Annotated in this window: 26 protein-coding genes; 18 read left to right on the forward strand and 8 right to left on the reverse strand. The window is 34.3% G+C overall.

The annotated features are described in order from the left end of the window. Positions 1-52 precede the first annotated feature (52 nt). The 4 genes from gcvT (at position 53) to DNG35_RS01925 (ending at position 3,071) form a co-directional block, all read left to right on the forward strand. On the forward strand, positions 53-1,135 hold the full coding sequence (gcvT, locus tag DNG35_RS01910) for a glycine cleavage system aminomethyltransferase GcvT (protein WP_111126067.1): 1,083 nt from the start codon (positions 53-55) through the stop codon (positions 1,133-1,135). 75 nt (positions 1,136-1,210) lie between these two features. Beyond that, positions 1,211-2,026: a sugar nucleotide-binding protein gene (locus tag DNG35_RS01915; protein WP_111126068.1), complete on the forward strand. Its 816-nt coding sequence runs from the start codon at positions 1,211-1,213 to the stop codon at positions 2,024-2,026. A gap of 1 nt (position 2,027) precedes the next feature. Next, entirely contained in the window at positions 2,028-2,315 is a 288-nt protein-coding gene (locus DNG35_RS01920; protein ID WP_111126069.1) for a 4a-hydroxytetrahydrobiopterin dehydratase, read from the forward strand. Between the two features lie 45 nt (positions 2,316-2,360). Next, on the forward strand, positions 2,361-3,071 hold the full coding sequence (locus DNG35_RS01925; RefSeq protein ID WP_111126070.1) for a YebC/PmpR family DNA-binding transcriptional regulator: 711 nt from the start codon (positions 2,361-2,363) through the stop codon (positions 3,069-3,071). 138 nt (positions 3,072-3,209) lie between these two features. Here the strand turns inward: DNG35_RS01925 and DNG35_RS01930 are convergent, their stop codons facing one another. Together DNG35_RS01930 and DNG35_RS01935 are read right to left on the reverse strand one after the other, a co-directional pair. After that, on the reverse strand, positions 3,210-3,689 hold the full coding sequence (locus DNG35_RS01930; protein ID WP_111126071.1) for an Lrp/AsnC family transcriptional regulator: 480 nt from the start codon (positions 3,687-3,689) through the stop codon (positions 3,210-3,212). A gap of 72 nt (positions 3,690-3,761) precedes the next feature. Beyond that, positions 3,762-4,907, reverse strand: a complete 1,146-nt coding sequence (locus tag DNG35_RS01935) for a M14 family zinc carboxypeptidase (protein ID WP_111126072.1) — start codon at positions 4,905-4,907, stop codon at positions 3,762-3,764. A 266-nt stretch (positions 4,908-5,173) separates the two neighbouring features. Between DNG35_RS01935 and DNG35_RS01940 the strand changes: the two genes are divergently transcribed. From DNG35_RS01940 to DNG35_RS01990, 11 genes are all read left to right on the forward strand, one after another. Next, complete coding sequence (locus tag DNG35_RS01940) at positions 5,174-5,575, forward strand: helix-turn-helix transcriptional regulator (RefSeq protein WP_111126073.1); 402 nt, start codon at positions 5,174-5,176, stop codon at positions 5,573-5,575. Positions 5,576-5,608: 33 nt separating this feature from the next. Continuing rightward, positions 5,609-5,977, forward strand: coding sequence for a DNA topoisomerase IV (locus DNG35_RS01945; protein WP_111126074.1), 369 nt, complete (start codon positions 5,609-5,611; stop codon positions 5,975-5,977). After that, positions 5,977-6,768 carry a TerC family protein gene (locus DNG35_RS01950; protein WP_111126075.1) on the forward strand — a complete coding sequence of 264 codons (792 nt, stop codon included), beginning with the start codon at positions 5,977-5,979 and terminating at the stop codon, positions 6,766-6,768. Before DNG35_RS01945 ends, DNG35_RS01950 begins: the two co-directional genes overlap by 1 nt. A 46-nt stretch (positions 6,769-6,814) precedes the next feature. Continuing rightward, positions 6,815-7,258 (forward strand): DUF4262 domain-containing protein, encoded by a 444-nt coding sequence (locus DNG35_RS01955; protein ID WP_111126076.1) that lies wholly within the window; start codon positions 6,815-6,817, stop codon positions 7,256-7,258. A gap of 151 nt (positions 7,259-7,409) precedes the next feature. Next, positions 7,410-8,003 (forward strand): hypothetical protein, encoded by a 594-nt coding sequence (locus DNG35_RS01960; RefSeq protein ID WP_111126077.1) that lies wholly within the window; start codon positions 7,410-7,412, stop codon positions 8,001-8,003. A 12-nt stretch (positions 8,004-8,015) separates the two neighbouring features. Continuing rightward, the gene (locus DNG35_RS01965; RefSeq protein WP_111126078.1) at positions 8,016-8,540 is read left to right on the forward strand and encodes a hypothetical protein; all 525 of its coding nucleotides are present in this window, start codon (positions 8,016-8,018) and stop codon (positions 8,538-8,540) included. Between the two features lie 172 nt (positions 8,541-8,712). Next, positions 8,713-9,417: a CPBP family intramembrane glutamic endopeptidase gene (locus DNG35_RS01970; protein WP_111126079.1), complete on the forward strand. Its 705-nt coding sequence runs from the start codon at positions 8,713-8,715 to the stop codon at positions 9,415-9,417. Between the two features lie 112 nt (positions 9,418-9,529). Further along, a complete protein-coding gene (locus DNG35_RS01975; protein ID WP_111126080.1) occupies positions 9,530-10,030 on the forward strand; it encodes a DUF1572 domain-containing protein in 501 nt (166 codons plus the stop codon). Between the two features lie 4 nt (positions 10,031-10,034). Next, positions 10,035-10,493, forward strand: coding sequence for a hypothetical protein (locus tag DNG35_RS01980; protein WP_111126081.1), 459 nt, complete (start codon positions 10,035-10,037; stop codon positions 10,491-10,493). A gap of 89 nt (positions 10,494-10,582) precedes the next feature. Further along, positions 10,583-11,068, forward strand: a complete 486-nt coding sequence (locus DNG35_RS01985) for a DUF2975 domain-containing protein (protein ID WP_199489084.1) — start codon at positions 10,583-10,585, stop codon at positions 11,066-11,068. Positions 11,069-11,071: 3 nt separating this feature from the next. Continuing rightward, a complete protein-coding gene (locus DNG35_RS01990; RefSeq protein WP_111126082.1) occupies positions 11,072-11,287 on the forward strand; it encodes a helix-turn-helix transcriptional regulator in 216 nt (71 codons plus the stop codon). A gap of 117 nt (positions 11,288-11,404) precedes the next feature. On the opposite strand, the gene DNG35_RS01995 is transcribed toward DNG35_RS01990, so the two are convergent. From DNG35_RS01995 to ychF, 5 genes are all read right to left on the reverse strand, one after another. Further along, positions 11,405-11,731 carry a multidrug efflux SMR transporter gene (locus tag DNG35_RS01995; RefSeq protein ID WP_111126083.1) on the reverse strand — a complete coding sequence of 109 codons (327 nt, stop codon included), beginning with the start codon at positions 11,729-11,731 and terminating at the stop codon, positions 11,405-11,407. Between the two features lie 10 nt (positions 11,732-11,741). Further along, entirely contained in the window at positions 11,742-12,191 is a 450-nt protein-coding gene (gene mscL / locus DNG35_RS02000) for a large conductance mechanosensitive channel protein MscL (protein ID WP_111126084.1), read from the reverse strand. Positions 12,192-12,194: 3 nt separating this feature from the next. Beyond that, positions 12,195-14,837 (reverse strand): DNA gyrase/topoisomerase IV subunit A, encoded by a 2,643-nt coding sequence (locus DNG35_RS02005; protein ID WP_111126085.1) that lies wholly within the window; start codon positions 14,835-14,837, stop codon positions 12,195-12,197. Positions 14,838-14,864: 27 nt separating this feature from the next. Continuing rightward, positions 14,865-16,721 carry a DNA topoisomerase IV subunit B gene (locus DNG35_RS02010; RefSeq protein WP_111126086.1) on the reverse strand — a complete coding sequence of 619 codons (1,857 nt, stop codon included), beginning with the start codon at positions 16,719-16,721 and terminating at the stop codon, positions 14,865-14,867. Positions 16,722-16,873: 152 nt separating this feature from the next. After that, positions 16,874-17,968: a redox-regulated ATPase YchF gene (ychF, locus tag DNG35_RS02015; RefSeq protein ID WP_111126087.1), complete on the reverse strand. Its 1,095-nt coding sequence runs from the start codon at positions 17,966-17,968 to the stop codon at positions 16,874-16,876. 155 nt (positions 17,969-18,123) lie between these two features. On the opposite strand from ychF, the gene DNG35_RS02020 reads away from it, so the two are divergent. Next, a complete protein-coding gene (locus tag DNG35_RS02020; RefSeq protein WP_111126088.1) occupies positions 18,124-18,666 on the forward strand; it encodes a hypothetical protein in 543 nt (180 codons plus the stop codon). A gap of 50 nt (positions 18,667-18,716) precedes the next feature. Here DNG35_RS02020 and DNG35_RS02025 read toward each other — a convergent pair whose 3' ends face one another. Continuing rightward, complete coding sequence (locus DNG35_RS02025) at positions 18,717-19,067, reverse strand: 4Fe-4S dicluster domain-containing protein (RefSeq protein ID WP_111126089.1); 351 nt, start codon at positions 19,065-19,067, stop codon at positions 18,717-18,719. 149 nt (positions 19,068-19,216) lie between these two features. Here DNG35_RS02025 and DNG35_RS02030 point away from each other — a divergent pair, with 149 nt between their 5' ends. Continuing rightward, on the forward strand, positions 19,217-20,260 hold the full coding sequence (locus DNG35_RS02030) for an acyl-CoA reductase (protein ID WP_111126090.1): 1,044 nt from the start codon (positions 19,217-19,219) through the stop codon (positions 20,258-20,260). 9 nt (positions 20,261-20,269) lie between these two features. Continuing rightward, a complete protein-coding gene (gene serC, locus DNG35_RS02035; RefSeq protein WP_111126091.1) occupies positions 20,270-21,334 on the forward strand; it encodes a 3-phosphoserine/phosphohydroxythreonine transaminase in 1,065 nt (354 codons plus the stop codon). The last annotated feature ends 1 nt before the right edge of the window (position 21,335 follow it).

Raw genomic sequence — 21,335 nt, forward strand, 5'->3', positions numbered from 1 at the left:
ACTTGGCAAAATAGATTCAAAACTTTACCTTTGGCAAAATTTAAAATCGACGATGAAAAACACTCAACTTACAGCTATTCATCAAGCCTTAGGAGCAAAGATGATACCTTTTGCAGGATTTCTAATGCCTGTTTCTTATGAAGGCGTAAATGCAGAACACGAAACCGTTAGAAATGGTGTTGGTGTTTTTGATGTTTCGCATATGGGCGAATTTTTAGTTTCGGGTCCCAAGGCTTTAGATTTAATTCAAAAAGTGACTTCTAATGACGCCTCTAAATTGGTTGACGGTCAAGCACAATACACCTGTATGCCTAACCAAACCGATGGCATTGTAGACGATCTGATTGTTTACCGAATAAACAAAGAAAAATATCTTTTGGTTGTAAACGCTTCTAATATCGAAAAAGATTGGAACTGGATTTCTGAAAACAATACTTTTGGAGCCGATTTGAGGGATCTTTCAGACAACTATTCTCTTTTTGCAGTACAAGGCCCAAAAGCGGTTGAAGCTATGCAATCACTCACCGAGGTTGATTTATCGGCAATCAAATTTTATCATTTTGAAGTAGACAAGTTCGCTGACGCTGAAAAAGTAATTATTTCTGCAACGGGTTATACCGGAAGTGGAGGTTTTGAAATCTACTGTAAAAACGAAGATGCCGAACAAGTTTGGAACAAAATAATGAAAGCCGGAGAAAGTTTTGGCATCAAACCGATTGGTCTAGCCGCTAGAGATACCTTACGCTTGGAAATGGGTTATTGCCTCTACGGAAATGATATAGATGACACTACCTCTCCTATCGAAGCTGGTTTGGGTTGGGTAACCAAGTTTACTAAAGACTTTATCAATTCAGAAAACCTGAAAAAGGAAAAAAAGGAAGGGCCAAAAAGAAAGTTGGTTGCTTTTGAACTCACCGAAAAAGGAATTCCCCGAAAGGATTATAAAATCAACAATGCTGAAGGTGAAGAAATTGGCCACGTTACTTCGGGAACTATGTCACCAAGCACCGGAAAAGCAATTGGTTTAGGTTATGTAAAAACAGCGTATAAAGACATTGACACAGAAGTTTTTGTAGCCATAAGAAATAAGCAAATCGCTGCTAAAGTGGTGAAGTTGCCCTTTTACAAAAAGTGAAATTAATACGATAATTTGTTATAAAACTAGTACTTTACCCGAGTACTAGTTTTTTGTTTTTAATAAAATAGAAATTTGGCAAACAGAATTCTCATATTAGGCGGAAGCGGTTTTATAGGAAATGCTCTTTACAAAGAGCTGCTTCCCTATTTTGAGGTACACGCTACTTTTTGCCAAGACAACCAAATTTATGAGAAAAACCAGCAATTCCATCAATGGGATGCCGAAAGAGAAAACATTTCTATTTTATTAGAGCAACTCAAACCTAATGTCATCATTACGGCTATTCGCTGTGATTTTGATGCCGAACTTTTTGCGATGCAGCAAATCATTAAATATGTGAAGAAAAGAACCAGTAAAATCATTTATTTTTCTTCGGCCAATGTATTTGATGCCTTTACCAACTATCCTTCGTATGAATATGATAAAACTTTTTCGACCAGTAATTATGGAAAATTTAAAATTAAAATAGAAAATGCTTTATTAAGTCTTTCTGATGAAAAATATGTTTTAGTGAGACTACCGATGGTTTTCGGAAATAATTCGCCGAGGTTTCAAGAAATCACAAGTTCTTACGAAGCTAAGTCGGCAATTGAAGTTTTCCCAAATGTGGTGATGAATTTTTGTGATATTTCGCGCTTGACGCAACAAATACACTATATAATCAATCGTGCTAAAAGTGGGATTTTTCATCTCGGCAGCAATGATCTTACCCACCACAAAGATTTTATTTATGAAATCTGTAGAAAATTTGATTTGAATCATGTAATTTTCAAAAACGTATTTGATGCTAACGAAGACAGGTATATTGCTTTGTTGCCCAAATACAACAAATTACCGAAAAATTTACAGTATACTGTTCAAGAAATTATAGACGATTTAATTGTATGATATGAAAAAGCTAAGCGAAAAGGAAATTCTACAAAAACTGGAAAAGTTAGAAAATTGGGAATATAAAAACGAGGTACTTCACGCTAAGTTTAAGTTGAAAGATTTTAAAGAAGCCTTTGCGGTAATGACGCAAATTGCCATTGAAGCCGAAGCCTTAAATCATCATCCCGACTGGAAAAATGTGTTTAACGAAGTAGAAATTTCGCTCTCTACACACGATGCCAATGGTATTACCCAAAAAGATTTCGATTTGGCAAAAGCAATCGATAAAATTATCGACAACAAATAATTTGATTTTATTATTTTTGTTTATTAAAAAATTAAAAAACAACTAATGGGAAGAGCTTTTGAATTTAGAAAAGCAAGAAAGATGAAACGCTGGGCAGCAATGTCTAAAGCGTTTACGCGAATAGGAAAAGATATAGTAATGGCTGTAAAAGAAGGAGGTCCCGATCCCGATGCCAATTCTAAACTGCGAGCGGTGATACAAAACGCCAAAGCAGTAAATATGCCCAAAGACAACATCGAGAGAGCCATTAAAAGAGCGAGTGATAAGTCTCAAGGTGATTATAAAGAAGTTTTGTTTGAAGGATATGCGCCACACGGCATCGCAATTCTAATTGAAACCGCTACCGATAACAATACGAGAACCGTTGCCAACATCCGATCTTATTTTAACAAATGTGATGGTAGTTTAGGCACTTCAGGCTCCGTAGAGTTTATGTTTGACCATACCTGTAACTTTAAAATCAACGGCGAAGGCATAGATCCAGAAGAGTTAGAATTAGAAATGATAGATTTTGGTGCAGAAGAGGTTTTTGAAGACGAAGATGGTATTCTAATCTACGCTCCTTTCGAGAGTTTTGGTGCCATTCAGAAAGAGTTGGAAGACCGTAACATCGAAATTATTTCTTCTGGTTTTGAACGAATTCCTACCGTAACCAAAAAACTTTCTGAAGCTGAGAAAGAAGATGTAGAAAAGTTACTCGAAAAAATTGAAGATGATGATGACGTTCAAAATGTCTTTCACAATTTAGAGGATTAAAAAAACAGTTACTTATAGAAATTATGCCAACAATGGGTGAATTTCTGCATACCTGTTTCCATCAAATATTGACTTTCCAAAATAAGACAAAAAAAGCCCGAATATCTCGGGCTTTTTTTGTTCATTATACTTATTTGATTACATATCCTTAAAAATAGAATGCATCAGACGTTTTTTGTCGTTGAGCGACTCTTCTAAAGAAATCATCGTTTCGGTACGGTAAACGCCTTCTATATCATCAATATCAAAAATGACCTGCTTGGCGTGATCGGTATCTTTTGCTCTAATTTTACAGAAAATATTGAATTTTCCAGTTGTTACGTGTGCAACCGTTACATAAGGAATCTCATTGATGCGCTCTAAAACAAACTTGGTTTGTGAAGTTTTCTGTAAAAATATACCTACATAAGCGATAAACGCATACCCTAATTTTTTATAATCTACCGAAAGTGTAGAACCGGTAATTATTCCCGCCTCTTCCATCTTCTTTACCCTAACGTGAACGGTTCCAGCAGAAATATTCAATTTTTTGGCGATGTCTGTAAACGGAGTTCTGGTGTTGTCTATTAAAATGTCTAAAATTTGGTGATCGATGTCATCTAATTTATACTTTGCCATAGTGGTCTTTATGTTATTTATTGAAAATTATGCAAAAATAGTACAATCTTTCGCTATTTTGATTGAAATAAATTAATAATTTGTTAATTTTAAACTAAATATTTCAGTTTCTGTCTTCACCGAATTTAATAGGTTTCCAACCTTAAAATCTGCCACAGCATTTTCTATTTTTTTATGGGTAAAATCGATTTCCCGGTGACCAAACAACGAGATATTAGTTTCTATCTTTTCAATAAACGGTAAAAATTCAATTCTATTGCCAACTAATTTTTCTTGATAAAGTACAGCAACATCCACTATTTTATTTCCAATAGCAAGATTTCTCAAAACAACATCTACAAAAGATTTCTCTATTTCAGGAATCAAGTAATAGTCTTCGATAGAAAAATTATACTGTGTTTCACCCATAATTCCTTTTACACTATGGTAAAGTGCCATAAAAATGAGCTTTCTGGTTTCTTCCCGATCATAATCTTCTGGAAAATGTCCCGCTTCAAACAAAATGGTAGGAATGTTTAGGCTTTGCAACGTATCACCAACACAATTCAGGTTAAAACCATCGTCGTATCGACCAATTTGTTCAGGAATGTATTTAGATAGTTTTTGGTTCATCAAGGCAATAATTTGCATTGCTTCTTCCCTATTTTTGTTGATTTCCCTATCAGAATTATACGCCGGAGCCAAAAACGATAAACTCGAAGTTTTGTTATAATTCTTTGTTCCGTAAATCGTTCGCTGATCGTGTAAATTGAAGGCATATTCAGGTTGAAAGCCTTCATAAACTTGCTTAAAGAGTATACTCTCTGGCTGCGATAAATCCCGCGCATCACGGTTTAGATCGATAACGTTAGCATTTTCGCGGGTATACGCTTTTATACCATCAGGATTAAGGTAAGGAATGACCAAAAAAGTAGTGTGATCTAGGATTTCTTTTGCTTCCTCTGCATTTGCCAAAAAGTTGAAAAAATCGAAAACAGCTTTGGTGGTTGTCGATTCGTTTCCGTGCATTTGCGACCAGACTAAAATCTTGGTTTTACCAGAGCCAACTTTTACAGTATAAATATTTCTGCCCTCCACAGATTTTCCAAGCTCTCGAACTTCGAATACTGAAGGTAGGTTTATGACCAAACTTTCTAAAACTTCGATGGGTAAATACCTGCCAGCAAGCTGGGCTTCTTTAAAATTTTGATGTAGTGAGATTTCTAATGAATGTTCCATGTTTTACAAAAGTAAACAATCATAAAATTACATTTGTAAACAATATTTTTCAATCAAATGTTTACATCTGTAAATAATTGTTTTCAACTTGTGAACGTTTATTGCGGAATATTTCCATGCTTCAATTGTAAAATACTTAAATTATATGTTTTCAATATTTTAAATGTATTTATTTAAAGTGAAAGTTTGCTAATATATTGCTTTTTGGAATCTAAAATATTCTTTTTACATTTGTAAAATAGCAATAGTGCTTTAAATTGTTTACAATGTTAAACTCAAAAGATTTTACAAAACGAATCGACAAAATTTTAGATTATTATGAACTCAACGCTACCTCTTTTGCAGAAAAAATAGAGGTAGGTCGCTCTTCGATTTCGCATATTATTTCGGGAAGAAATAAACCGAGTTTAGATTTTATCATGAAAATATTAGAGCAATTTCCCGAAGTAAATTTTAACTGGTTGGTTTACGGAAAAGGCAACTTCCCTACTTCAAATTTTCAGGAAGAGATAATTTCAGAAACTCCAATTCAGAATTCGGCAACTCCTAGTCGACCAACACCAGAAATTCAAATTCCGAAGGAGTCTTCCAAGGAAAATATTTCGCGAAAGCTAAAAAAAATCATTTTACTTTATGAAGATGGAAATTTTGAGGTGTATGACAACTAAACTTTCTTATTTTTGTGTTTATATTTTTTACAGATGAGAATTTTATACGCTGTTGTTTTTATCGCTTTTGTAAGTTGCTATGCCCCAGAACGCAATTGCGAACATTTTAAAACAGGTACTTTTGAGTTCGAAACCTATTTGAATGGTGAATTGGCAAAAACCACTTTTGTCAGAAATGATAGTATCGAAATTGAATATTTTCAACAAAAAGTTGACACTTCTTCGATACGTTGGATCAACGAGTGTGAGTATATTTTGACGAATTTGAATCCAGAAAACAGAGCCGAAGAAAAACCCGTACACATCAAAATATTAACCACCGAAAAAGAAACGTATACTTTTGAGTTTTCTATGGTTGGTGGAACAAAAAAACAAAAAGGAACTGCTAAAAAAACAAAATAATGTTTGAAATTTTAACCTCTCCAGATGCTTGGGTAGCCTTACTCACCCTTACTTTTTTAGAAATCGTATTAGGTATCGATAATATTGTCTTTATCTCTATAATTGCGAACAAACTACCTAAAGAACAACAAAAAAAAGCTACCAATTGGGGACTTCTTCTCGCCATGGTACAACGTATTATTCTGTTGTTTTTGGTATCTTGGTTGGTAAGTCTTAAAGAACCTTTTTGGGAAGTAAATAACTCATGGATTAGCTTTGCAATGAGTTGGCAAGCCTTGATTTTGTTTGCTGGAGGTCTTTTTCTCCTCTACAAGAGTACTTCTGAAATCAACCACAAAATAGATACGCCTGGACAAGAAGAAAAAGAACTCAAAAAAAACGCTTCTACTTCGTTGTCGAGTGCTATCGGGCAAATTATTTTGATCGATTTTATCTTCTCTATCGACTCTATTCTAACCGCAATAGGTATGACCAACGGAATTGGAGACAATCACAATGATGCGCTTATTTTGATGATTATTGCCGTAGTGGTTTCGATTATTATTATGATGGCTTTTGCCAACCCGATTCGAGAGTTTATCAACAAACACCCATCGATGCAGTTATTGGCCTTATCTTTCTTGATTTTAATTGGTTTTATGCTCATTACCGAAGCCGCTCACTTGTCGGAAACGGTTATTTTTAACCAACATATCGGTGCGATTCCTAAGGGTTATTTATATTTTGCGATTGCGTTTTCGCTTCTTGTAGAATTCTTAAATATGAAATTAAGAAAGAAAGCGACGGTGTAAAGAGGCTTTGATACTGAAGTTGTAGCCAAATAGAGAAAGCTAAAGAATGACCGACGAGAGAAAAGAAAAATATTTTAAAAAAGTTAATACAAATATTGAAAAATTTGGATTTCATATTACTTATGTATTGGAGGAAACTGGATTCACCCCTTTTGGATACTCAACAGGTATCTATAAAAGTTTTGGGATTCCTGAACTTTTCATTTCTGGACTTCCAAATGGACTCACTACTGAATTGATTGTGAATTATGCAGAGAGATTTAAATTTAAAAAAGTACCGCTGAATCAAAAAATAAATGATTTAATTGACCGCTTTCCTGTTTACTTCATTGAAGTGGAAAATAATAAACTGACTGAACACACATTGAGTTCGTTTAAATTTTATGAGAATTCGGTATTTAAATATTTACAGTTAATATTTCCTGACTTAAATGGTTTTTTTCCAAATGAATCGGAGTATAACTATGATCAAGAAATTTTAGGAGAATGAAAAACTGCACACAACGATATATAACCGCAATTACTGCGTCCTCCCTCAAGCTATCGGGGCAGAAGTACAAACGTCTTTAATTCACTAAAAAGCTCTATCTTTAAATTCGTAATTGACGGTTATAAAAGATCATTTTACTGCTTTGAAAAAAATGAATATTACTATTGGGGTTATTTTATTGGTTATTGGACTTATTTTAAAATCGCTTTTTAACCATAATCTAGAATATTGGGAACTTATTAAATACTGTTCACTCTTTCTATTTTTACTCGGACTTTCAACCTTGTTATTTCCTCTATGGGAAAAATGGAACCGAAAGCCAATTAAAAACTTCAAGCAAAAGCCTATTAATCGGATTTTATACTATTTAAAGAATATTTTCTCATTAGGATTAATACTCTTAATGATGATTGGACTTGAAAAAAGTGGAAAATATTTAAATTACAATTTGAGAAATTACTTTATAAATTCTGACTCAAAAATAACAACAGGAATTATAATTGATTTCGTTAGAATTGATTTGTCTAAAGCTGGAAAGGAAGACTTCTATCTCATTCAATTTAATAATGGGCAAAAATTAATTAATAAAGGCCTATTAATTGAGTATTCAGATTGGGATAATAATAATCAGAGTAAAAACTTTAAAATAACAGGCAATGGAATTGTTGTGAATAAAATTAAAGGAAGAAAAATTAATATTGTGTATTCAGAAAAATTTCCTTCATTTATAAAAATAATAGAATAAAAAAGTAGCTTAATGAGCTTAAATAATTTCAATCTAATTTTACCTCTTTTAGGAATATCCTTTTTATCATTATTTACGTCTTGTAACAACGGATATTATTTACAAGAATATAACAATTATAATGAATTCAGTAAGATTGAAAACACAAGATTGATGGGTTGGTTTCCAGTCGAATTGATAAAAGCAGATGCTTATAACATCAAAAATGTATCATATTTAGGTACTAAATGCGTATTTGGAGTTTTTGATTACAAAGATGAAGAACGATATAAGTCTATTTTTAAAGCGGATCATTATATTGACAACACATACATTAAAATTTTTCACTCACAAATTGAATTAGTGAAAGATATTACCCCAGAATGGTTTCCAAAATCGGAATATTGGCGGAATAAAAACAATGGAATAATCTTATTTGATAATTGCTATGTAATAAAAGATTCGAAAAAAAAGAAAATCTATTATTTTCATCCAGAAGAAGAAAGTACTATTTTCAATGGAAAAATGTACCCTGGAATACGAAAAACAATTAGATGAAGAAAAAAGTACGAACACACTATAATATATAACTCCAATTACCGTGTCGGAAACTACGCCCGCATCCTAGCTCAAGCTATCAGGCAGAATTGCAAACGTCTTTGATTTACTAAAAACATTATCTTTAAATTTGTAATTGACGGTTATAGCAGACCATAAACCAACCAAATAGATGATAGGGATTTTAGTAGCAATTGCCATTTCGTGGTTGCTTTTATTTCTGATTGAAAAAAAGAATATTTTAGCATTAGGATTTCTTCCTATTAACAAAAGGTTAAAACAATTCTTAATCGGATTTTTAATCACTAGCGTACTTTGTATTCTTGTTCAATTTTTAGAATCATACCTCAAATCCTCTACTTGGACCTTAAATAATGATATTACCTGCAAAACGATACTGAAATCATTTTGGTGGGACTTTAAATCTGTATTGACAGAAGAGCTTATTTTTCGTGGAGCCTTGTTATATATCCTCATCCAGAAAATAGGTTCGAAAAAAAGTACCTTGATTTCTGCAATCGCATTCGGAATTTATCATTGGTTCTCATACGGAGTTTTAGGTAACATAACGGCCATGATTTTAATATTTATCGGAACTGGCCTTATGGGTTATGCTTGGGCTTGGGCTTTTTCAAAAACAAAATCAATCATGCTACCTTTTGGACTTCATTTGGGTTGGAATTTTGTTTACAACACCATATTTTCAAATGGTCCATTAGGCAATTTGTTACTAATTCAAAAAGACGGAAGCGAATTAACCGGTTGGGTTTCATCACTAAATTTTATGAGCGGATTAATTATTGTTCCTATTTTAGTGCTAATTTTCATTAGATATTTTGTAAACAAAGAAACCCAACTGAGAACAACAGCTGAATAAAATCCTTGCTTAACATTATAAACACCTAAATAATAAGTGATTAGTTGCTTAGCTAAAGGAAATCACTAATTTGCAGCGCCTTTTGATGAAATATGTCTAAACAGAATTTAAAATGACAAAGAGTAAACAACTAGCAAACCGTCTTCGAGAAGTAATATTAAACGGGACTTGGATTGCAAATACCAATTTTAAAAACCAATTGGAGGGTTTAGATTGGAAAATGGCAACCAAAAAATACCAATCGCTGAATACAATTTCAGTTCTAGCACAACATATCCATTATTATATTGCCGGGATAACAAACGTATTTACAACCGGAAAACTCGAAATTAAAGATAAATATAGTTTTGACTTTCCCTCTATTAACCCCCAAACAGAATGGGAGAAATTTCAAACCAGATTTTACAATGATACAGAAAAACTTGCCGAACTAATTGAAGGGCTGAGTGAGAAACAGCTTTATGAAGATTTCGTTGAGAAAAAATACGGAAGTTATTTGCGTAACATTGATGGAATGATAGAACACAGTTATTATCATTTAGGACAAATTGTATTGATAAAGAAATTTATGAACTATAATACCGTCACTAACGGTTTTACGAAACTGCTATAATAATATGAGAAAAACACTAAACATATTAATTGTATTAAGTTACGGGCTTATTTCCTGTAAATCTGAAAAGGAATATTCGGACTTTAATGAATCCGACTTTTATGAAGTTCAAGGAATTATTAATTATGCGAATCCGACAAATGACCCCTTCGACAGTCCGACTGAAAAAAATATCAGTTTCACCTACTTTTTAGACCGACCAAATCCAAAAACTGGAATTGAAAAAGACTTGGAAATGTTTGAAGCAAAAAAGGGATACCCATTAATCGTTTTAGTACATAAAGATGATGAAAATATAAGTTTTTATGGCAGAGTTGGAATTCTTGATAATCTGAATGATAAGGAAAAAGAGTTTTTAAAAAACCATTTCCAAAATGAGATAAATAAGACAAAGAAAAAAATACCTGATTACATTTACAATGCAATTAAAAAAGACACAATACCAGAAAATAAAATTAACTAGAAATAAAAAATATTTATTGTTTTTTAATATTTATTTATTGTTTTTCAATAAATAAATTATATTTGTAGAGTAATTTTAAAACCTATCAAATGAAGACAAATTCAAATTTAATCCGACGTGGATCTACCCTATTCTTGAAAGCTACTATTGTGTTGATCGCAATTGCGGCGATTGGTGTTTGTGGACTATTATCCTACCTTATCATCACCTCTGATGATGTAGGTGCTTACAAACCTATTTTATTAGCAATAATATTATCTGTAATCCCTTTCTTTATGGGACTTTATCAAGCATTCAAACTATTGGAATATGTAGATAAAAATATTGCCTTTTCAGAATTATCAATTAAAGCTCTAAAAAAAATAAAGATATATGCGCTTGTTTTGAGTGTCTTTTATTTACTCTGTATGCCCTATATCTATTATGTGGCTGAAAAAGATGACGCTCCCGGAGGAATACTTATAGGGCTGGTACTCATTGCAGCACCTACAGTTGTTACTGTTTTTGCAGCTACATTAGAAGAATTGCTCAAAAACGCTATAGAAATTAAATCTGAAAATGATTTAACTGTATAAGCTATGGGAATAATTGTAAATTTAGACGTCGTGATGGCAAAACAAAAAATGTCTTTAAATGATTTATCTGAAAAAGTAGGCATCACATTATCCAATCTATCAATTCTTAAAACAGGAAAAGCAAAGGCTATTCGATTTAGTACACTAGAAGGAATTTGTAAAGCCTTAGACTGTCAACCTGGAGATATTTTTGAGTTTGTAGAAGATGAAAAAACTTAAAATGTTTATAATCTAATCAATTATTAATTAGCGCTCAAAAATTAACTTCTATTTTCGGAAGCATAAGAAAATATATAAAGTCTGTTTTGATAAATAAATTTTATAATGCCATACAAATCAATTCGAGACTATTTTTAAACCTACAATGGAGGCTATTAAAGTAGTAATAAAAAATAGCCTCCAAAAAGTAGCGGGTTCTTTAAAAACAAAAATCCCTATCAAAACGGTTCCTACTGCACCAATACCTGTCCAAACCGCATAAGCTGTACCTATTGGTAATTCTTGTGTGGCTTTTACCAACAAAAACATACTTATGGCCAAACAGACCAAAAAACCAACATACCAATACGTTGTTGTAGTACCTGTAGCTTCTTTGGCTTTCCCTAAGCAAGCTGCAAATGCCACTTCAAACAAGCCTGCGATGATTAATAATATCCAGTTCACTTCAGAAGTTTTATTTATTCTTATTTTTCAACAGTTCATTTTGCTCTTTCATCAGCAACTTTAAATCATTTAGCAGCTGAATATCCTTGGGAGTTTCTACGTCTTTATTGTTGGTATCTTCTGCTTTTTTTCTAAGTCTATTGAAAATTTTTACCACCATAAAAACCGTACAGGCAATGATAAAAAAATCGATAAGCACGGTGATGAAATCCCCATAATAAATCGCAATTTCTTCGGTGGTGATCACTTCTTTTACACGCACTTCTTCCCGCAACACATATTTACGTGAGTCAAAATTTATTCCATCGGTAATATACGACAAAGGTGGCATCAAAACCCGCTTTACCAATACGTCGATTACTTTGTTGAAAGCTGCACCAATAATCACCCCAACAGCAATATCGAGCATATTACCTTTGATGGCAAATTCTTTAAATTCTTTAAAAAAATTTCTAATCATCGTTTAATCAAATAATGAGCCTTGCGTGCCTTTCTGACCATCATTTTCTGTTGTAGAAGAATTATTTTCACTTTCGTTGAAATCACTTTTATTCTCTTCCTCTTCTGTTTCAACTACTTGTTCCTCTTCTATTTCAGGTTCTATGGGCTCTAAAAGATTAAGTTGAGTAACCGACTCTGTCGTCAACTGATTTCCTTGCGCTTTTATTCCTTTTACACTTATAAACGTCTCTAAATTTATAATATCGTTTGGTTTTTGTTCTTTATTACGCTGTTTACGGTAAACTATTTCTAGTTGCGGAATAAAATCGGTAGAAAAAAGTTCTAGATATGATTTTGGGTGTTCGGTAATAATCAATTCTTCTTTTTCCGGGTTTTCGATCAAAAAGCGTTTCACATAATAACGTTCTTTCTCACCTTCCCAATAAACTGCTGTCAATGGTTTTTTAGGGTTCCATTGTTCTATAACGATATATTCGTCATCAAAACGCTTGGTAAGTTCAGGTTTTATGGTAGTTGTCAATCCTTCTTGGGTTACCAACAATAAGCGATCGTTGGCTTTAAATTCTCCTAAAAGTTCACCTCTTCCTTCTACATTAAGTCTTCTTACCGTATCGTCAAACCAAATCTTTCGAGGCTTAAGCGTAGAAACACCTTCTTCTTTTAATTCTATTTTTTTGATCGCGTGTTTGGTCACTAAATTTCCTTTGGCATTTCTTCCTTTAATCATTTGATCTGCAAAATCTAGATCAAACTTTAGTTTTTTGATATTTCCGATTTGGCGCAAATAAACGCTCACAATTTCTGCTTCACCATTTGGGTTTTCAGAAAAATAAAAAACCTTGGTTCCTGCTTTTCCTTTTCCTACACTGTATTCACGGTCTCTTGTGATAGAAGTCACCGCAAAACGTTTGATGTAAGACTTTCCGCCATTTCCGTCACGATAAATCAGGTTATAAATGGTACGTTTATCTTTCTTCTTGAAAACGGCAACGTGAATGATGTTTTTCCCGATAAAAACCTTCGAATCTACTTTTACCACCTTCATCATTCCGTCTTCCGTAAAGCAAATAATATCATCGATATCACTACAATCGGTTACATACTCGTCTTTTTTGAGCGAAGTCCCGATAAAACCTTCTTTCCGATTCACATAAAGCTTTGTGTTTCTAATCACTACCTTCGTCGCTTCGATATCATCAAAAATTCTAATTTCTGTAAGGCGCTCTTTTCCTTTCGAATGGTTTTCCTTGATGGTTTTAAAATAATCTATCGCATATTCTATGAGGTGTTCTAAGTGATGTTTTACCTGAGCAATATCGCCTTCGAGTGCTTCTATTTTCTGTTGGGCTTTATCGATATCGAATTTAGAAATACGCTTAATTCTAATTTCCGTCAAGCGGACAATATCTTCTTCGGTTATCGCCCGTTTTAAATGTTTGATATGTGGTTTTAGACCTTTATCAATTGCCTTGATCACGCCTTCCCAAGTTTCTTCTTCTTCGATATCGCGATAAATCCTATTTTCGATAAAAATGCGTTCTAACGAAGCAAAATGCCATTGTTCTTGTAGTTCGTTGAGCTTTATTTCCAATTCTTTTTTGAGCAATTCTACGGTGTGGTCGGTGCTCAATCTTAAGATTTCGGAAATACCCAAGAAGTGGGGTTTGTTATCGATAATTACACAGCTCAGAGGCGAAATAGAAACTTCACAGTTGGTAAACGCATATAAGGCATCAATCGTTTTGTCGGGAGAAATATTTCCCGGAAGGTGAACCAGTATCTCTACATTTTCTGCCGTATTGTCTTCGATACTCTTGATTTTTATCTTGCCTTTATCGTTGGCTTTCAAAATAGAATCTATTAAAGTAGAGGTTGTAGTAGAGAACGGTATCTCATTTATAACCAGTGTGTTTTTATTTAATTGATTTATTTTTGCACGAACTCTGATTTTTCCACCACGAAGGCCATCATTATAATTGCTTACATCCATAATCCCTGCTGTAGGAAAGTCTGGATATAGCTTAAATCTTTTTCCTTGAAGGTGTTTGATAGAAGCCTCTATAAGTTCTATAAAATTATGCGGAAGGATTTTAGTGCTTAAACCAACGGCAATTCCTTCGACGCCTTGTGCCAACAATAGCGGGAACTTTACAGGAAGCGTAATTGGTTCTTTTCTTCTTCCGTCGTAAGACGCTTGCCAATGGGTTACTTTTGGGTTGAAAACCACCTCCAAAGCAAATTTTGACAGTCTCGCCTCGATATAACGCGAAGCTGCAGCTCTATCTCCTGTTAAGATATTCCCCCAGTTTCCTTGCGTATCGATCAGCAAATCTTTTTGGCCCAGTTGCACCATCGCATCGGCAATACTTGCATCTCCGTGCGGATGATATTGCATCGTATGTCCGACAATATTGGCAACTTTATTGTAGCGACCGTCATCTAAGTCTTTCATGGCTTGCATGATACGACGATGAACAGGTTTAAAGCCATCTTCGATATTAGGAACAGCCCTTTCTAAAATTACGTAAGAAGCATAATCTAAAAACCAGTCTTTGTACATTCCGGTGACCTTGGTCACTACTTCTTGTTCTTGGTTCTCTTCGCGATTTCCGGGTTGATGATTCTGATTTTCTTCTATATCCATTGAATATATTAGGTCTATTTCTAAAAATTAAACTTCTTCTTCGACAACATCCAACTCTACTTTTAGGTTTTCGATGATAAAATCCTGTCTTTCTGAGGTATTTTTTCCCATATAAAAATCGAGTAATTCTTCAATACCAGTTTCTTTGTCTAACATCACAGGGTCTAAACGAATATCATCACCTATAAAATGTTTGAATTCGTCTGGCGAAATCTCACCCAGACCTTTAAATCGAGTTATTTCTGGCTTTGCTCCTAACTTTTTGATGGCGTTTTGCTTTTCGGTTTCTGAGTAACAATAAATGGTTTCTTTTTTATTTCGCACTCTAAAGAGTGGGGTTTGCAAAATGTATAAATGCCCTTCTTTAATGACTTCGGGGAAAAACTGTAGAAAGAACGTGATTAATAATAAACGAATGTGCATTCCGTCGACATCGGCATCGGTAGCAATCACAATATTGTTGTAACGCAAATCCTCGATGGAATCCTCGATATTTAAAGCCGCTTGTAACAGGTTAAACTCTTCGTTTTCATAAACAATTTTTTTGGTTAACCCATAAGAGTTTAAAGGCTTACCCTTTAAGGAAAAAACTGCTTGGGTATTTACATCACGAGATTTAGTGATACTTCCACTTGCAGAATCACCCTCAGTAATAAATAAGGTCGATTCGAGATTTCTTTCTTTTTTGATGTCTCCCAAATGAATACGACAATCCCTAAGTTTTTTGTTATGTAAACTCGCTTTTTTAGCTCGTTCCCGGGCAAGCTTTCTTATTCCGGAAAGATCTTTACGCTCTCTTTCTGCTTGGAGTATTTTTCGTTGTATTTTTTCTGCTACCTCGGTATTTTTATGCAGGTAATTGTCTAATTCTTTTTTTATAAAATCATTGATGTAAGTTCTTACCGTTGGCAAATCACCTCCCATATCTGTCGAACCCAATTTAGTTTTGGTTTGACTCTCAAAAACAGGTTCCATCACTTTAATACTAATCGCAGAAACAATAGACTTTCTAATATCACTTGCATCGTAATTCTTACCAAAATAATCCCGAATGGTTTTTACCAAGGCTTCTCGAAAAGCATTGAGATGTGTTCCGCCTTGAGTCGTATGCTGTCCATTAACAAACGAATGGTACTCTTCACTATATTGTGCTTTACTGTAGGTGATGGCTGCTTCGATGTCGTTGCCACGCAAGTGAATTACTGGAAAAAGCTGCTCTTCGTCGTTGATGTTTTCATTGAGTAAATCTTTTAATCCATCTTCAGAGTAGAATTTTTCACCGTTGTACATGATTGTCAATCCCGGATTGAGATAGACATAGTTTTTCAACATTTTTTCTACATATTCGTTGATGAACTTGTAGTTTTTAAAGATTTTTTCGTCTGGAACAAATGTCACCTTGGTCCCTTTTCTACGAGAGGTTTCTTCGAGCAATTCTTGGTTGGTCAGCTCTCCTATTTCAAATTCCGCGGAAGCTGATTTCCCATCTCTGGTAGATTCTACCCTAAAATACGCAGAAAGTGCATTCACCGCTTTGGTTCCCACACCATTCAATCCGACCGATTTTTTAAAGGCTTTGGTGTCGTATTTTCCACCAGTATTCATTTTAGAAACTACATCTACGACTTTCCCTAGTGGAATACCACGACCAAAATCACGTACAATCACGCGTTGACCTTGTATAGAAACTTCGATGGTTTTACCTGCTCCCATCACAAACTCATCGATAGAGTTGTCTAACACTTCTTTCAATAAGATGTAAATACCGTCGTCTGCACTCGAACCGTCACCCAATTTCCCGATGTACATTCCTGGCCGCATACGAATATGCTCTTTCCAGTCTAACGAACGGATGTTTTCTTCGGTGTACTTTGTTTCTCCCATAAAATTAGCGATATGGGCTAATATAGCGTGTTTTCAAGGAATTTGAAACTTAAAAACCGGAAAGTAATTAACAATAGCATCAACGATTTTGTTTAAAACCAAAAAAGCCGATTTTATCACAAAATCGGCTTTTTTGATACTCTAATAAGTTTTTAGACATTAAACCTAAAGTGCATTACATCGCCATCTTTTACAATGTATTCTTTTCCTTCTACACTTAGTTTTCCTGCTTCTTTTACTTTGGCTTCGCTGCCTAAGTTGACATAATCGTCATACTTGATAACTTCGGCGCGAATAAAACCTTTTTCAAAATCGGTGTGAATTACGCCTGCTGCTTGTGGAGCTGTTGCTCCCACAGGAATTGTCCAAGCCCTCACTTCTTTCTCACCTGCAGTAAAATAGGTCTGTCTGTCTAAAAGTTTATAGGCTGCTCGTATCAGTTTAGATGCCCCTGCTTCCTCTAAACCTAAATCCTCTAAAAACAGTTGACGCTCTTCGTAATCTTCCAGTTCGGTAATATCGGCTTCGGTACCTACGGCTAAAACCAATACTTCTGCATTTTCGTCTTTTACGGTTTCTTTTACCTTTTCCACATAAGTGTTACCGCTAACAGCCGATTTTTCATCTACATTACAGACATATAGCACAGGCTTATCGGTAATAAATTGTAAAGGTCTCACAAATTCTTTTCGGTCTTCTTCACCAATTTCGATAGCTCTTACCGATTTTCCTTCCTCTAAACCTGCTTTTAGTTTCAATAAAACCGCTTCTTCTTTTTGAGCTTCCTTATTCCCCGTTTTGGCGGCTCTTTTTACTTTATCTAATTTTTTTTCTACCGTTTCTAAATCTTTCAACTGCAACTCGATATCAATGGTTTCTTTGTCACGAATTGGATCTACACTTCCATCTACGTGTACGACGTTATCGTTATCAAAGCACCTTAATACGTGCAAAATAGCATCGGTTTCCCGAATATTTCCAAGAAATTGATTTCCTAAACCTTCCCCTTTACTCGCTCCTTTTACTAAACCAGCAATATCTACAATTTCTACGGTTGCCGGAACCACACGCTCTGGGTTGACTAAAGTTTCTAAAGTTTCGAGTCTTTTATCAGGTACATTTACTACACCAATATTGGGTTCTATCGTACAAAATGGGAAATTTGCACTTTGGGCTTTAGCATTCGACAAACAGTTAAAAAGTGTTGATTTTCCTACGTTAGGCAATCCTACTATTCCAGCTTTCATAGTTGTATTTTCTAAAAAATTGGTTGCAAATTTAGTGAAAAACCAAGATTTTTCTACGATTTGTTAAATTACTTTTTAAGTAAAAATTAGATTTATCTTATTACTTTTTAACAAGTAAGTAGTTTAACTTTATCAAAACAAAAAAATCTTTATCCATGAAAAAATTATTTTTATTAGCATTAGCTTCTACTTTTACGTTTTTTAGCTATGCACAAAATACCGATACTGTAAAGAAAACTGTTACTACCAAAACCAAAGTAAAGTCTAACTTAGGAGAAGAGGTAGATGTAAAACAACAAACCCAAGTTGAGAAAGAAAAACTTGAAGTTGAAAATTCTGGTGAAACTAATCAAGCAGTAACCCGTAAAAAAGAAATGCAAATTACTACTTCTACGAATTTCTATATAGATGACGAAGGCTATTCTATTGTACCGACAGAAAAAGGTTATGTAATGACCAGACTAAATGTAAAAAACAAAGAAAAAGCTCAATACGGTATCATCAGACAGATTCCAAACACAAATGTTTATGTTTTACACACTGCCAATTATGATTCTGCAGGTTATTTTGACGAAGATGGAAACTTTGTGGTGGGCACTTATGACCCTAAAGCAGACGATGTAATTTTAAAGAAATATATGATTCGTCGCAACGACGGAACAACAAAAACTAGAGAAGTAAAAGTTATGAAACAATAACTTTAGTTAGGTTACCCCTAATGGAAAAATCCGCTTTCGAGCGGATTTTTTTATTCGTGATGCATAAAAGATTGCTTCTTCAGCAATTCTTCTTCGCTCTCGACATGGTCATCATCAGGCACACAACAATCTACAGGGCAAACTGCAGCACATTGTGGCTCTTCGTGAAAACCTTTACATTCGGTACATTTATCAGGAACAATGTAGTAATACTCGTCACTTATAGGTTCTTGCGCTTCTTCTGAGTTGGCAGATTTCCCATTAGGCAAAATAATATCGCCTTCCAAGTCGGTTCCGTCTGCATAACGCCAATCGTCTGCCCCTTCGTAAATTGCGGTATTCGGACATTCTGGTTCGCAAGCTCCGCAGTTAATACATTCATCTGTGATTATAATTGCCATAACTCTTTTTTCTAATCTTACGCAAAAATACAGTCAATTGCAAACAATACCAAATAAGATTTTAATTTGTTAATGCTTCTAATTTACCTTTTTGTTTAGGTTAATATCATTAAATTTGTAGCTGTAAATAATTTATCAATTTTGTAAAGATGACCGTAAAAGAAAGAATTATTGCTTTCTCAAAATTAGGCGACTTTCTAACTGCTTTTTTAAATAAAAACACTTCTTACGCTTACGCGGAATTTTTTCCGGAACTCAGCCAAAAAATCGAAACGCATCATTTACAAAATGGTTGGTTTACGCCAGAGAACATCAGCTTTTCGATACAGCAATGGGCAAATGCGCTAACAGAAGAAAACTTAACTCATTGGCTTTCTAATTATTCTATTTCTGAGAAATTATCTTCTAAAAAGGTGGCCATCATTATGGCGGGAAATATTCCTTTAGTAGGTTTTCACGATTTGCTTTCGGTTTTAATCAGTGGTCATCAAACACTTATCAAGCAATCTTCCAATGCTCAAATTTTGTTGCCTTTTTTGATAAAAGTCTTACAAACTATCGAACCGCGTTTTAAAAATCGCATCACTTTCACCAAAGAAAAATTAGAAGATTTTGATGTGGTGATCGCCACAGGAAGTGATAATACCGCTCGTTATTTCGAGTATTATTTTAGTAAAAAGCCCAATATCATTCGCAAAAACAGAAACTCTGTTGCCATTATTTCTGAAAACGATTCAACAGAAGATTTAGAAAAATTGAGTGACGATATTTTTAGATATTTTGGTTTGGGTTGTCGTAATGTTTCTAAAATTTACCTTCCAAAAGGCTATGACATACAAAAAATCTTCCAAGCACTATACAACTGGAAAGAAGTTATTAATCATCACAAATATGCCAATAATTACGACTATAACAAAGCGGTGTACCTGATGAGCAAGTTTCAGATTCTCGATAACGATTTTATTGTTTTAAAAGAAGATGAAAATTTTGCCTCTCCTATTGCTTCTCTCTTTTATGAATATTACGATAACCAAAAAGAGTTAAACGAAAAATTGGACTTACAACAAGAAAAAATACAATGCATCGTTTCTAACCTAGATACCAATCACATTAAATTTGGGGAAACCCAACAACCAAAACTCAACGATTATGCCGACGGAGTAGATACCGTCAACTTTTTAACACAACTATAAACACCAACCATGAAAAAACATAATTATAGTGCTGGACCTTGTATTTTACCACAAGAAGTTTTTCAAGAAGCCTCAAAGGCTATTTTAGATTTCAACAATTCCGGACTTTCAATTCTTGAGATTTCACACCGAAGCAAAGATTTTGTTGCCGTGGTTGAAGAAGCCAGAAACCTAGCTTTAGAGTTATTAAATCTCGAAAACAAAGGTTACACGGCACTATTTCTACACGGTGGAGCAAGTACACAGTTTTTGATGGTGGCTTACAATCTTTTACAGAAAAAAGCGGCTTATCTCAATACCGGAACTTGGTCTAGCAAGGCCTTAAAAGAAGCAAAATTGTTTGGTGAAGTGATTGAAGTAGCTTCTTCTGCCGATAAAAACTTCAATTATATCCCGAAGAATTACCAAATCCCTGCAGATGCAGATTATTTTCACTGCACCAGTAATAATACCATTTTTGGTACACAGATGAAGAGTTTTCCGCAAACCGATGTTCGCATGGTTTGTGATATGAGTAGTGATATTTTCTCGCGACAGTTCGACTTTTCTCAGTTTGATCTTATTTATGCTGGAGCACAGAAAAATATGGGTCCCGCCGGAACAACTTTAGTTGTCATCAAGAACGATATTCTCGGAAAAGTAGAACGTCAAATTCCATCGATGCTCAATTACCAAGTTCATATCGATAAAGACACGATGTTCAACACACCTTCGGTTTATGCCATTTATGTGAGTTTGCTTAATTTACGCTGGTTAAAAGCTCAAGGCGGAATTTCAGCCATCGAAAAAGTGAATACCAAAAAGGCAGATTTACTTTATAACGAAATCGACAGAAACCCACTTTTTACAGGTTTTGCAGCCAAAGAAGACCGTTCGCCAATGAATGCTACTTTTAACCTTTCCGACGAAAGTCTAAAAGAAAAATTCAACACCTTGTGGCAAGAAGCCGGCATAAATGGTTTAAATGGTCACCGAAGTGTTGGTGGTTATCGCGCCTCGATGTATAATGCCTTGCCATTAGAAAGTGTACACGTTTTGGTAGAAGTGATGAAAAATTTAGAACAAAAAGCATAAC

Origin of the sequence: Mesonia sp. K7 (assembly GCF_003233725.1) — a bacterium.
Lineage (GTDB): Bacteria > Bacteroidota > Bacteroidia > Flavobacteriales > Flavobacteriaceae > Mesonia.

Excerpts from the sequence above, each read along its gene's own strand:
- gcvT (WP_111126067.1), top strand. The coding sequence starts at position 53 with ATGAAAAACACTCAACTTACAGCTATTCATCAAGCCTTAGGAGCAAAG.
- DNG35_RS01920 (WP_111126069.1), top strand. The coding sequence starts at position 2,028 with ATGAAAAAGCTAAGCGAAAAGGAAATTCTACAAAAACTGGAAAAGTTA.
- DNG35_RS01925 (WP_111126070.1), top strand. The coding sequence starts at position 2,361 with ATGGGAAGAGCTTTTGAATTTAGAAAAGCAAGAAAGATGAAACGCTGG.
- DNG35_RS01930 (WP_111126071.1), bottom strand. The coding sequence starts at position 3,689 with ATGGCAAAGTATAAATTAGATGACATCGATCACCAAATTTTAGACATT.
- DNG35_RS01935 (WP_111126072.1), bottom strand. The coding sequence starts at position 4,907 with ATGGAACATTCATTAGAAATCTCACTACATCAAAATTTTAAAGAAGCC.
- DNG35_RS01940 (WP_111126073.1), top strand. The coding sequence starts at position 5,174 with ATGTTAAACTCAAAAGATTTTACAAAACGAATCGACAAAATTTTAGAT.
- DNG35_RS01945 (WP_111126074.1), top strand. The coding sequence starts at position 5,609 with ATGAGAATTTTATACGCTGTTGTTTTTATCGCTTTTGTAAGTTGCTAT.
- DNG35_RS01950 (WP_111126075.1), top strand. The coding sequence starts at position 5,977 with ATGTTTGAAATTTTAACCTCTCCAGATGCTTGGGTAGCCTTACTCACC.
- DNG35_RS01955 (WP_111126076.1), top strand. The coding sequence starts at position 6,815 with ATGACCGACGAGAGAAAAGAAAAATATTTTAAAAAAGTTAATACAAAT.
- DNG35_RS01960 (WP_111126077.1), top strand. The coding sequence starts at position 7,410 with ATGAATATTACTATTGGGGTTATTTTATTGGTTATTGGACTTATTTTA.
- DNG35_RS01965 (WP_111126078.1), top strand. The coding sequence starts at position 8,016 with ATGAGCTTAAATAATTTCAATCTAATTTTACCTCTTTTAGGAATATCC.
- DNG35_RS01970 (WP_111126079.1), top strand. The coding sequence starts at position 8,713 with ATGATAGGGATTTTAGTAGCAATTGCCATTTCGTGGTTGCTTTTATTT.
- DNG35_RS01975 (WP_111126080.1), top strand. The coding sequence starts at position 9,530 with ATGACAAAGAGTAAACAACTAGCAAACCGTCTTCGAGAAGTAATATTA.
- DNG35_RS01980 (WP_111126081.1), top strand. The coding sequence starts at position 10,035 with ATGAGAAAAACACTAAACATATTAATTGTATTAAGTTACGGGCTTATT.
- DNG35_RS01985 (WP_199489084.1), top strand. The coding sequence starts at position 10,583 with ATGAAGACAAATTCAAATTTAATCCGACGTGGATCTACCCTATTCTTG.
- DNG35_RS01990 (WP_111126082.1), top strand. The coding sequence starts at position 11,072 with ATGGGAATAATTGTAAATTTAGACGTCGTGATGGCAAAACAAAAAATG.
- mscL (WP_111126084.1), bottom strand. The coding sequence starts at position 12,191 with ATGATTAGAAATTTTTTTAAAGAATTTAAAGAATTTGCCATCAAAGGT.
- DNG35_RS02005 (WP_111126085.1), bottom strand. The coding sequence starts at position 14,837 with ATGGATATAGAAGAAAATCAGAATCATCAACCCGGAAATCGCGAAGAG.
- DNG35_RS02010 (WP_111126086.1), bottom strand. The coding sequence starts at position 16,721 with ATGGGAGAAACAAAGTACACCGAAGAAAACATCCGTTCGTTAGACTGG.
- ychF (WP_111126087.1), bottom strand. The coding sequence starts at position 17,968 with ATGAAAGCTGGAATAGTAGGATTGCCTAACGTAGGAAAATCAACACTT.
- DNG35_RS02020 (WP_111126088.1), top strand. The coding sequence starts at position 18,124 with ATGAAAAAATTATTTTTATTAGCATTAGCTTCTACTTTTACGTTTTTT.
- DNG35_RS02025 (WP_111126089.1), bottom strand. The coding sequence starts at position 19,067 with ATGGCAATTATAATCACAGATGAATGTATTAACTGCGGAGCTTGCGAA.
- DNG35_RS02030 (WP_111126090.1), top strand. The coding sequence starts at position 19,217 with ATGACCGTAAAAGAAAGAATTATTGCTTTCTCAAAATTAGGCGACTTT.
- serC (WP_111126091.1), top strand. The coding sequence starts at position 20,270 with ATGAAAAAACATAATTATAGTGCTGGACCTTGTATTTTACCACAAGAA.